General features: G+C 73.0%; 9 protein-coding genes. 4 read left to right on the top strand and 5 right to left on the bottom strand.

Annotation, left to right across the window (positions count from 1 at the left end; translation table 11 throughout):
* Nucleotides 1-100 precede the first annotated feature (100 nt).
* Entirely contained in the window at nucleotides 101-2,182 is a 2,082-nt protein-coding gene (locus tag ABZ806_RS37435) for a S9 family peptidase (RefSeq protein WP_500223051.1), read from the bottom strand.
* 176 nt (nucleotides 2,183-2,358) lie between these two features.
* Between ABZ806_RS37435 and ABZ806_RS37430 the strand changes: the two genes are divergently transcribed.
* The 3 genes from ABZ806_RS37430 to ABZ806_RS37420 all read left to right on the top strand — a co-directional run bounded on the left by ABZ806_RS37430 (nucleotide 2,359) and on the right by ABZ806_RS37420 (nucleotide 5,353).
* On the top strand, nucleotides 2,359-3,804 hold the full coding sequence (locus ABZ806_RS37430; RefSeq protein ID WP_500223049.1) for a serine/threonine-protein kinase: 1,446 nt from the start codon (nucleotides 2,359-2,361) through the stop codon (nucleotides 3,802-3,804).
* Nucleotides 3,805-3,886: 82 nt separating this feature from the next.
* Nucleotides 3,887-4,792 (top strand): N-acetyl-1-D-myo-inositol-2-amino-2-deoxy-alpha-D-glucopyranoside deacetylase, encoded by a 906-nt coding sequence (gene mshB / locus ABZ806_RS37425; RefSeq protein WP_500223047.1) that lies wholly within the window; start codon nucleotides 3,887-3,889, stop codon nucleotides 4,790-4,792.
* A gap of 39 nt (nucleotides 4,793-4,831) precedes the next feature.
* The gene (locus ABZ806_RS37420; RefSeq protein WP_500223044.1) at nucleotides 4,832-5,353 is read left to right on the top strand and encodes a DUF6113 family protein; all 522 of its coding nucleotides are present in this window, start codon (nucleotides 4,832-4,834) and stop codon (nucleotides 5,351-5,353) included.
* Between the two features lie 6 nt (nucleotides 5,354-5,359).
* Here the strand turns inward: ABZ806_RS37420 and ABZ806_RS37415 are convergent, their stop codons facing one another.
* The 4 genes from ABZ806_RS37415 to rocD all read right to left on the bottom strand — a co-directional run bounded on the left by ABZ806_RS37415 (nucleotide 5,360) and on the right by rocD (nucleotide 10,009).
* On the bottom strand, nucleotides 5,360-6,976 hold the full coding sequence (locus ABZ806_RS37415) for a DHA2 family efflux MFS transporter permease subunit (RefSeq protein ID WP_500223042.1): 1,617 nt from the start codon (nucleotides 6,974-6,976) through the stop codon (nucleotides 5,360-5,362).
* Nucleotides 6,973-7,605 carry a PadR family transcriptional regulator gene (locus tag ABZ806_RS37410; protein ID WP_500223040.1) on the bottom strand — a complete coding sequence of 211 codons (633 nt, stop codon included), beginning with the start codon at nucleotides 7,603-7,605 and terminating at the stop codon, nucleotides 6,973-6,975. Before ABZ806_RS37410 ends, ABZ806_RS37415 begins: the two co-directional genes overlap by 4 nt.
* 108 nt (nucleotides 7,606-7,713) lie before the next feature.
* A complete protein-coding gene (locus ABZ806_RS37405; protein WP_500223038.1) occupies nucleotides 7,714-8,682 on the bottom strand; it encodes an LCP family protein in 969 nt (322 codons plus the stop codon).
* A gap of 160 nt (nucleotides 8,683-8,842) precedes the next feature.
* The gene (rocD, locus tag ABZ806_RS37400; RefSeq protein ID WP_500223052.1) at nucleotides 8,843-10,009 is read right to left on the bottom strand and encodes an ornithine--oxo-acid transaminase; all 1,167 of its coding nucleotides are present in this window, start codon (nucleotides 10,007-10,009) and stop codon (nucleotides 8,843-8,845) included.
* A gap of 207 nt (nucleotides 10,010-10,216) precedes the next feature.
* Here rocD and ABZ806_RS37395 point away from each other — a divergent pair, with 207 nt between their 5' ends.
* Complete coding sequence (locus tag ABZ806_RS37395) at nucleotides 10,217-10,672, top strand: Lrp/AsnC family transcriptional regulator (protein ID WP_500223036.1); 456 nt, start codon at nucleotides 10,217-10,219, stop codon at nucleotides 10,670-10,672.
* Nucleotides 10,673-10,674 lie beyond the last annotated feature (2 nt).

The raw sequence follows: 10,674 nt of genomic DNA, 5'->3' as shown, positions 1-10,674 counted from the left end.
GTGGCCTACGTGGGCGCGCAGCTTGGCGGACGGCTCATCGAAGGCGGAGACGAGATATGAGCTGCCGGATAACAACAACACGCCGCAGATCAACGGGGGGTCAGGTGGAGAGGGCGGCCTTCAGGTAGTCGACCTGGATGTGCAGGAGGTTTTCCGCCACTGCCTCTTGCGGGGTCATGTGGGTCACGCCCGACAGGGGGAGGACGGTGTGCGGGCGGCCCGCCGCCAGCAGGGCCGAGGACAGGCGGAGGGTGTGGGCCGCCACCACGTTGTCGTCCGCGAGGCCGTGGATGATCATCAGCGGGCGCTTCAGGTCGGCGGCCCGCTCGATCAGGGAGTTCGCGGCGTAGTTGTCCGGGTCCTCGTCGGGGTGGCCGAGGTAGCGCTCGGTGTAGTGGGTGTCGTAGAGCCGCCAGTCGGTCACCGGGGCGCCGGCGATGCCCACGTGGAATACGTCCGGGCGCGCCAGGACGGCGAGGCCCGCGAGCCAGCCGCCGAACGACCAGCCGCGGATGCCGACCCGGTCGAGGTCGAGCGCCGCCGGGTGCTTGCGCGCCGCCTCGATCAGCGCGGTGATCTGGTCGTCCAGCACGGGGCCGACGAAGTCGCCGTGCACCGACCGCTCCCACGCCGGGCCGCGCGCGGGCGTGCCGCGCCCGTCGGCGATCACGACGGCGAAGCCCTGGTCGGCGAGCCACTGCGCCTCGCAGTACATGCGCTGCACGGCGAGGACGCGCTGGGCGTGCGGCCCGCCGTAGGGGTCCATGAGCACGGGCAGCCGGCCCTGGGCGGGCTCCCACCCGGTGGGCAGCAGCACGGCGGTGCGGATCTCGCGGTCGCCGGCGCGCAGCAGCTCGACCCGCGGCGTGATCACCGGCGTCTCGGCGAACGAGGCGACCGGGTGCGTCCCGGCCGGCGTGCGCACCTCGGCCTCCGAGCCGGGCCGGTCCAGCCGCGCCCCCGTGACCACGGTGACGCCGCCCGAGCGGATGCCGCCGAAGACGCCCGCCCCCTCGGTCAGCCGGGTGATCTCCGCGCCGTCCCGGGAGTACAGGTGGACCTCGGTGGGCTCCGGCGACGCGGTGAACAGGATCGACTCGCCCTCCACCCCGAGCACCGACCGGACCTGCAGGCCGGCCGGCGTGACCGGCTCGCCCGCGACCGTGATGCGGCGGGTGTCGGTGCCGCGGTCCTCGGTGACCCAGACGAGGGCGCCGGAGTTCGTCCGGGCGGGCAGGCCGGGGACGATGTCGGTCCACACCGGGTCGTGCTCGGTGTGCACGAGGGACGTCTCGCCGTTGGACGGGTCGATGCTCAGCACCCGCTGCGCCCGCTGGTCGCGGGGCTGGACGACGACCAGCAGGCCGTGCCGGTCCCAGGAGGCCGCGACGAAGTAAGGGAACATCCCGCGGTCCCAGGCGACGGTGGTGCGCCGGCCGTCCACCTTGAGCAGCACCAGCGACACCAGCGCGTTCGGCGTCCCGGCGGCCGGGTAGGCGATCTCGGACGGGGTGCGGTCCGGGTTCGCGGGGTCGGCGATGTGCCAGCGCTGCACGGGCGTCTCGTCCACCCGCGCGGCGAGGAGCGTGCCGCCGTCGGGCGCCCACCAGTGACCGCGCATCCGGTTCATCTCCTCCGCCGCGACGAACTCGGCGAGGCCGTAGGAGATCTGGTCGGACTCCGGCTGGACGAGGGCCCGGTCGTCGGTGCCGTCGATCTCGATGAGCCGCAGCGTCCGGCCCGACACGTAGGCGATCCGCCGTCCGGCCGGGTCGGGGCGGGGGTCGAACACCGGCGCCTGCGCGGGCAGCTCGCGGACCAGCGCGGTGTCGAGGTCGACGACGTAGAGCCGCCCGGCGAGGGTGAAGGCGGCCTCCCTCATCGCCCGGTCGGTCGCGTACCCGACGATGCCGCCCGCCTGCTCGCGGGCCCGCTCGCGCCGGGCGCGCTCCTCGGCGGGGAGGTTCTCCTCGCCGGGGACGTCCAGCGCGGCCGGGTCGGCGACGCAGCGCTCCTCGCCGGTCGCGGCGTCCAGCGTCCACAGGCAGGTGACCGGATCGTCGCCGGCCCTCGTGCGCAGGAAGACGACGCGCGACTCGTCCGGCGCGATCTGGAAGGCGCGCGGTACGCCGAGGCTGAACCGCCGGGTGCGGGCGCTCTGCCGCGGATAGCTGATGCTCATGGCACCCGAGTCTGCCAGGATGCCCGGGAAGTACGGCGCACGGCGGCCTCCTGCCCTCTATGATCACGGGCTGTCGCGATTGGTGGACGGGGAATGTCCCGTGCCCGCGTCCGCGCTCGCGTAAGCTCAAAGCTTCCCCAAGCACATTTTTTCTGTCGCGGGCTGAGGAGTGGTCAATGCCGGAGCTGCAGCCGGGAGATCCCCGGCGGCTTGGCTCGTACGAGATCGTCGAACGGCTCGGCGAGGGCGGCCAGGGCGTCGTCTACGCCGGCGTCGACGCCTCCGGGAACCGGGCCGCGATCAAGCTCCTGCGCGCCGATCTGGCCGGGGACACGATGGCGCGCACCCGGTTCGTCCGGGAGGCGCAGGCCGCCAAGCAGGTCGCGCGGTTCTGCACGGCGCAGGTCCTGGAGGCCGATGTCGCGGGCGACCAGCCCTACATCGCCAGCGAGTACGTGCCGGGCCCGTCGCTGTACAGCCAGGTCACCGAGGCCGGCCCGATCGGCGGGGCCGCGCTGGACCGGCTCGCGATCGGCACCGCGACCGCGCTGGTGGCGATCCACCAGGCGGGGATCGTGCACCGCGACTTCAAGCCGCACAACGTCATCATGGCCCCGGACGGGCCGCGGGTGATCGACTTCGGCATCGCGCGGGCCCTCGACACCGGGCAGACCAACGCGACGAAGGCGATCGGCACGCCGTCCTACATGGCGCCCGAGCAGGTGGCGGGCGCGACGCTCACCGAGGCCGTGGACGTGTGGGCGTGGGCGACCACGATGGTGTTCGCCGCGACCGGGCATCCGCCGTTCGGCGACGACACCGTGATGGCGGTGATCAACCGGGTGATGCACGAGCCGCCGATGCTGGAGGGCGTCCCGGCCGACCTGCACCGGCTGATCGGCGCGTGCCTGGCCAAGGAGCCGGAGCGGCGGCCGACCGCGCAGCAGATCATGATGGCGCTGATCGGCAGCGGGCCGGGCGGCGCCGGGCAGACCCGCATGGACGACCCCGCGCAGGCCAACACGATGCTCGCGGAGGGCACGACGCTCGCCGCGGGCGGCCTCGGCGCGGCCGGGATGATGGCGGGCTCGACCCACCCCGGCGGTCCCCCCGGCGGGACGCAGCGCGTCTCACCGGCCGACTACACCGGGAACCTGCCGCCCGCGCGGCCCCCGTACGGCGCCGAGCGGGCCCGGTACGACGACTGGGAGCCCGAGCGCAAGTCGAAGATGCCGCTCGTCGCGGCCGTCGCGGCGATCCTCGTGCTGGCGCTCGTCGTCGGCGTGTACGCGGCGACCCGCGGCGGGAACGACTCCCCGAACGCGCCGGTGTCGCCGTCGGTCACCGACTCCGGGACGGTGTCGGAGACCCCGACCAGCGAGGAGCCGGAGGAGCCGACGCCGACCCGCACCCGGACGCGGCAGAACACGCCGCCGCCGCGGACGTCCGAGCCGCCGACCAGCGAGCCGCCCACGAGCGAGCCGCCGACCAGCGAGCCGCCGACGAGCGAACCGCCGACCAGCGGGCCGCCCACCACCGGTGGAGGCGGCGGCGGTGACGACGGTGACGGCGGCGGTCCCGGAGCGGGCGGTGGCGGCCCCGGGGCCGGTGGAGGCGGCTGAGCACGGGCGGCGGTGCTCGGCGGAATGCGCGGGGCAGGGCGGTCATCGCCGTCCCGCCGGGCCCTGAGTAGGCTCGTTGACTATGAAGGAGCCGCGGATCCTGTTCGTCCACGCCCATCCGGACGACGAGTCCATCGGGACCGGGGCGACCATGGCCAAGTACGCCGCCGAGGGCGCCCACGTCTGTCTCGTCACCTGCACGCTCGGCGAGGAGGGCGAGATCATCCCGGACGAGCTGCGCCACCTGGCCTCCGACAAGGAGGACGCGCTCGGCGAGTACCGGATCGGGGAGCTCGCGGCGGCCTGCGCCGCGCTCGGCGTGCGCGACCACCGCTTCCTCGGCGGCGCCGGGCGGTGGCGCGACTCCGGCATGATGGGCGCCCCCACCAACGACGACCCGCGCTGCTTCTGGCAGGCGGACCTCGACACCGCCGCGGCCGACCTCGTCGCGGTGATCCGGGAGGTCCGGCCGCAGGTGATCGTCACCTACGACGAGCGCGGCAACTACGGGCACCCCGACCACATCCAGGCGCACCGCGTCGCGTGGCGGGCGTTCGAGCTGGCCGCCGACCCGGACTTCCAGGACGGCGCCGAGCCGTGGCGGGCCGGCAAGTTCTACGCGTACGCGACCCCGCGCACCGTCCTCGCGCGGGCGATCGCGGTGATGCGCGAGGCGAAGCTGCCGTTCGCGCGCGTCGCCGGGCTGGACGAGCTGGGCTCCGGCGTCCCCGACGACCAGGTCACCTCGGCCGTGGACGCCCGCGCGCACCTGCCCGCCAAGCTGGCCGCGCTGCGCGCCCACCGCACCCAGATCGTCGTCGCGCCCGACCGGGTCGGGCCGTTCTTCGCGCTGTCCAACAACCTCGGCCAGCAGGCGTTCGGCACCGAGTACTTCACCCTGCAGGCCGGTGAGCTGGGCCCGGTGGTCCCCGGCCGCCGCGAGCGCGACCTGTTCGCCGGGCTGCCGGAGGCCCGCGACCCGGCGTGAGGTGGGGGCGGGCCTCCGCCCCCCGGTAGCCTGACTTCCGTGCACAAGGACGACGACGAGGCGCGGGTCGGCCTCGCCAAGGACGGCCTCCCCGCGGCGGGCGACGCCCCCGGCCTGACCAGGGCCGGTGAGGGCACCGGCCTGACCCGGGCGGGCGAGGGCCCGCTGGACGCGTTCGTGTCCGGTGCCGCCTACGCCGCCCTCGGCCTGCTCGGCGGGGTGTTCGGCGTGGTCGGCTCGTTCGCCCAGGACTGGACCGCCGGCCCGGTCCCGGTCGCGGCGATCGTCCTGGTGGCGCTGGTCTTCGCGATGGCCCGGCTGGCCGGCCTCGGGATGGGCGGGCGGCTCGGCGCGACGGTCCCCGCGGTCGTGTGGGGCGTCGTGGTCTTCGTGATGTCGATGCGCCGCAGCGAGGGGGACCTCGTCGTCCCCGGCACGACGGCCGGGTACCTGTTCATCATCGGCGGCATGCTGGCCGCCGTGGCGGGCGTCATGACGGTGCCGCCGGCCCGCCCGCCCGGAGATTGGCTCCTCGGCAGGGCGGGCCGTATCCGCGAGTAGCGCCGGTCAGGACGCCATCGGGGCGGGTTCCGCGTCGAGCCGGGCCGGGGCCGTGTTGCTCTTGTGGCCCTTCAGGCTGAGACACGCGGCGGCGCTCAGCAGGATGACGACGATCGGCAGCCACATCGCCGGCTTCATCGCGTGCACGAAGCCGTGCGAGAAGACCTGCCCGGCCAGTTCGTGGACGCGGTGCGCGACGTTCGGCGGGAGGCCCGGCGGAAGCTGCTGCTTCGCGCCGTCCTGGCCCGCGCCGACCTCCAGGCCGCTCTTGGCCGCGTCCTTGAACCCCTGCACGAAGCCGGGGCGGATGTTCGCGGGGAGCGCGGCGGAGCGGGCCGCGGCCTCGTCCCGCAGGCCGGACGCGAGCTGGTTCTGCAGGACGGCGCCGACCGCCGCGCTGCCCAGCACCGACCCGACCTGCCGGATCGTGTTGTTGACGCCGGACGCGGCCCCGGCCAGGCGCGCCGGGACGTTCCGGGTCGCCTCGGTCGCCATCGGCGCGAACACGCCGCCGATGCCGAGCCCGCTCACGACGAGCGCGGGGATGAACGCCTTCCAGTCCGTCCCGACCTCGGCGATGAGGACGATCCACACCATGCCGAGGCCGTAGAGGGTGAGGCCGCCCATCAGGATGAACTTGCCGCCGATCCGGTCGGACAGCCGTCCCGCGACGGGCGCGAGGAACATCGACACCACCGACGACGGCGCCATGACGAGGCCCGCCTTGAGGGCGCTGAATCCGAGCACCGACTGCAGGTAGATCGTCATCGGCAGGAACATGCCGATCATGCCGACCGAGACGGCCGCGCCGACGAAGTTCAGCACGGTGAAGTTGCGGTCCTTGAACAGCGAGAACGGGACGAGCGGCTCACCGTCCTGCTTGGAGCGCTGCTGCACGACGAAGACGACGAACAGCGCGAGGCCGGCGGCGATGAGGCCCCAGATGCCCTCGTTCCACTCGTACTTCTGGCCCTCGGTGAGCGCGAACGTGAGGCAGAACAGGGCGGCGGACGCCAGCAGCACCCCGACGATGTCGAACCGGTGCCGGACGGTGCGGGTGTGGCCGGGCAGGATCGGCACGGCCATCGACAGCACCAGGATCCCGATCGGCAGGTTCACGAAGAAGATCCACCGCCAGTCGAGGCTGGTGACCAGCAGCCCGCCGATCGTCGGCCCGGCGATCGTGGACACCCCGGCCACCGCGCCCCACACGCCGAGCGCGGCACCGCGCCGCTCCGCCGGGAACACCGCGATGATGATCGACATGGTCTGCGGCATCAGCAGCGCGGCGCCGAGGCCCTGCACCCCGCGCGCGATGATCAGCTGCGTCGGGTCCTGCGCGACGCCGCACGCCAGGCTGGACAGCGTGAACAGTGCCACCCCGGCGATGAACAGGTTCTTCTTGCCCCACAGGTCGCCCAGCCGGCCGGCGGTGATCAGCAGCACCGCCAGCACGAGGATGTAGGCGTTGACGACCCACAGCACCTCGTCCAGCGAGGCGTCCAGCTTCTCGGTCATGCTCGGGATCGCGATGTTCACGATCGTCAGGTCGAGCAGCGTCATGAAGAATCCCAGGGAGAGCGTGAGCAGGATCGCCCAGGGATTTCCGCGCCATCTGCTCATGAGTCCCCCTTGTCGCCATGGCGTGGCCGCGGCCGTGGCCGCGGGTGGCAGCGGATCTGCACCTCGTCGTCCTTCCAGGTGAGCCGGCCGTCCTCCAGGTCGTCGACCAGTCCCCGCACGAACTCCAGTTCGCCGCGCACCCGCGCGGTCATCCACTCCTGATCGAGGAGCTTGTACCGGTCGAGGCCCTGCTTGCGGAGCGAGTCGTGCGCCGTCTGGTGGCCGGCGAGCGCCGCCTCCAGCGCGACCGCGCGGCCGCGCAGGTGCCGGACGACCTCGTCCTCGGGCAGCAGGTTGACGAAGGCCAGCCCGGTGCCGAACAGCGGGAACTCCTCGACCGGGTCGCGCAGCAGGTCGGCGAGCCGGATCTGCGCGGCGTCGCGCCCGGCGTCGGTCACCGCGTAGGTGGTGCGCTCGGGCCGGCGGCCCTCCCGGCTGGTCTCCAGCGGCTCGATGAGCCCGCCGGCGGCCAGCCGCTCCACCGAGTGGTACAGCGCCCCGTGGGTGATCTTGACGGCCTTGTCGTAGGCGTAGTCGCGGACGCGCTGCTGCATCTCGTACGGGTGCATGGGCCGGTCGCACAGCATCCGCAGCACGGTCAGCGCGAGCGGGGTGATGGGTCGGGACATGGTGGCGTTGCCAATGGTCGGCGTCGATTAGTCCGCTCAGACTAATCCACCTGGACGACTTATGTCACCTTTTTTGGCATACCGGACATGTCTCTGCAGGTCAGGGGATCATCTGACCGCGTCGACCGAGTTGGCCGCGCCGTTGCGGGTCACGTAGTCGCCGACTCGGTCCTCCCGGACGGCGGTGAAGAGCGACCGCGCGCCATCATCGTCCAGGAGTACGACACTCTGCCCGTCGCGCTCGGCCGTCCGCGCGACCGGGGTGGTCAGGTACTCCATCAGCGACGTCTTCAGCAGCCGGTGCGCGAGCCCGCGCAGCGTCCCGGCGGTCACCGAGTCGTCCACGCTCACCGAGCCGGTCACCGCCCGGATGAACCGGTCGATCTTGAGCGGGTTGCGGGTGTCGAGCGCCTTGGCCGCGAGCGCGTGCAGGAACGCCTGCTGCCGCTTGATCCGGTCGAGGTCGCCGTCCGGCAGGTTCCACCGCTGCCGGACGAAGTCGAGCGCCTCCGTGCCGTCCAGATGCTGGTGCCCGGCCTTCCAGCGCCGTTCGTGCATCGGGTCGTAGGTGTCCTTGGTGATGGTCACGTCGACGCCGCCGAGGGCGTCCGTCATCTTCACGAACCCGCGGAAGTCGAGGCTGGCGTAGTGGTCGACCCGGACGTGCGTGAGCCCCTCCACCGCGCGGACCAGCAGCGACGGCCCGCCGTACGCGAACGCCGCGTTGATCTTGGTGGTGCCGTGCCCGGGGACGGGCACCCAGCCGTCCCGCGGGATGGAGATCAGCGACACCCGGTCGCCGCGCCCCGACATGTGCACCAGCATGATCGTGTCGGCCCGTGCGCCCATCGACGGGATGTCGGCGCGCCGGTCGGACCCGATCAGCAGCCAGTTCTCCCCGCGCCCGGAGTCCGAGGGCCGCCCGGCCCCGGTGGGCAGCGCCCCCGCGACCCGCTGGACCTCCCCGTTGTACGCGCGTTGCAGCAGATAGAGCCCGCCCGCGAGCAGCACCAGCACGCCCAACGCCAGCCCGCCGCAGCCGATGATGACCCGGCGCCGGCTCCTGTTCCGCAGCATGCCGCCCACCCTGCCGCCGCGGCCGTGCCGCGCCGCCGCGCCGCGCGCCCGCCGACCGAGTCTTTGACCGCTCGCGGGTTTGCGTTAGCAAGCGGGACACCGCCGGAGCAGGCGGGACACCGCCGGGCGCCGTTGACCGGCGGTGTCCCGAACTCGGGGGTCAGCCCTTCAGGGCGATCTCCAGCTGGTCCAGGGCCCAGTCGAGGTCGTCGCGCTCGATGACCAGCGGGGGCGCCAGGCGGAGCGTGGTCTCGTGGGTCTCCTTGGCGAGGACGCCGAGGTCCATGAGGCGCTCGCTGACCGGGCGGGCCTTGCCGTTCAGCTCGACGCCCGCCCACAGGCCGCGGCCGCGGACCTCGCGGACGAGGTCGCCCGGGAGGTGGCCGAGGCGCTCGTGCATGTGCGCGCCGAGGGTGCGCGAGCGCTCCTGGAACTCGCCGGTCTTCAGGATCTTGATGACCTCGCGCCCGATGGCGCAGGCGAGCGGGTTGCCGCCGAACGTCGAGCCGTGCTGGCCCGGCTTGAAGACGCCGAGGACGTCGCGGTCGGCGACCACGGCGGAGACCGGCATGATGCCGCCGCCGAGCGCCTTGCCGAGGATGTAGACGTCGGGGACGACGCCCTCGTGCTCGACGGCGAAGGTGGTGCCGGTGCGGCCGAGGCCCGACTGGATCTCGTCCGCGATCATCAGCGAGCCGTTGGCGGTGCAGAGGTCGCGGACGGCGCGCAGGAACCCGCTCGGCGGGACGTTCACGCCGGCCTCGCCCTGGATCGGCTCGATCAGCACGCCGACCGTGGCGCCGTCCATCGCCGCCTTGAGGGCCTCGACGTCCCCGTACGGGACGGTCCGGAAGCCGGGCGTGTAGGGGCCGTAGGAGTCGCGGGCGTCCGGGTCGGTGGAGAAGCTGATGATCGTGGTGGTGCGGCCGTGGAAGTTGCCCTCGAACGTGATGATGTTCGCCTGGCCAGCCGGGACGCCCTTGACCTCGTAGCCCCACTTGCGGGCGGTCTTCAGCGCGGTCTCGACGGCCTCGGCGCCGCTGTTCATCGGCAGCACCATGTCCTTGCCGCACAGCTCGGCCAGCTCGGCGACGAAGGGGCCGAACTGGTCGTGGTCGAAGGCGCGGCTGACGAGCGTGACGCGGTCGAGCTGGCGCTTGGCGGCCGCGGTGAGGCGGGGGTTGCGGTGGCCGAAGTTGACGGCCGAGTAGGCGGCCAGCATGTCGAGGTAGCGGCGTCCGCCCACATCGGTCAGCCACACGCCGTCCGCTTCGGCGACCACGATGGGGAGGGGATGGTAGTTGTGCGCGCTGTGGTCCTCGGACATCGCTCGCAGCTGGTCGGTTTGCGTCACGACGCTCCTTCGCGGCTCGGCCCGGCCGGTCGGGCCGGGGCATGGCTGGGACACCGGGCGCGCGCCCGGTGCCGAGGGGAGAGGGCCGGCCGGGTCGGGTGGCCGCCGGTCCGCTTCCCAGCGTATGTTCGGAAATGACCGTCGACCAATGACGAAAACCGACTTCGGGGGTGTTATTTGTTGCGTCTTGACGAGCTCGACCGCCGAATCGTTGCGCGGCTCCTGGAGGACGGCCGCGCCTCCTACGCGCAGATCGGCGACAAGGTCGGACTGTCGGCCCCGGCGGTGAAGCGGCGGGTCGACCGGCTGCGCTCGGACGGCGTGATCAACGGCTTCGCGGCGGTGGTCGATCCGGCCGCGCTCGGCTGGACGACAGAGGCGTTCATCGAGATCTTCTGCACGGGCGCGACGTCGCCGGAGCAGATCTACTCCAGCGTCCGCGGCCACCCGGAGGTCGTCGCGGCGTACACGATCAGCGGCGACGCGAGCGCGCTCGTGCACGTGCGGGCCCGCGACATCCAGCATCTGGAGCAGGCCCTCGAACGGCTGCGCCGCGAGGACAACATCACCGCGACGAAGACGTCGATCGTCCTGTCGCGGCTGATCGGCCGTCCCACCGACGCGCCGTCCGCCTGACG

Origin of the sequence: Spirillospora sp. NPDC047418 (assembly GCF_040643275.1) — a bacterium.
Lineage (GTDB): Bacteria > Actinomycetota > Actinomycetes > Streptosporangiales > Streptosporangiaceae > Spirillospora.
This window is presented reverse-complemented; position numbering and strand designations above follow the sequence as displayed.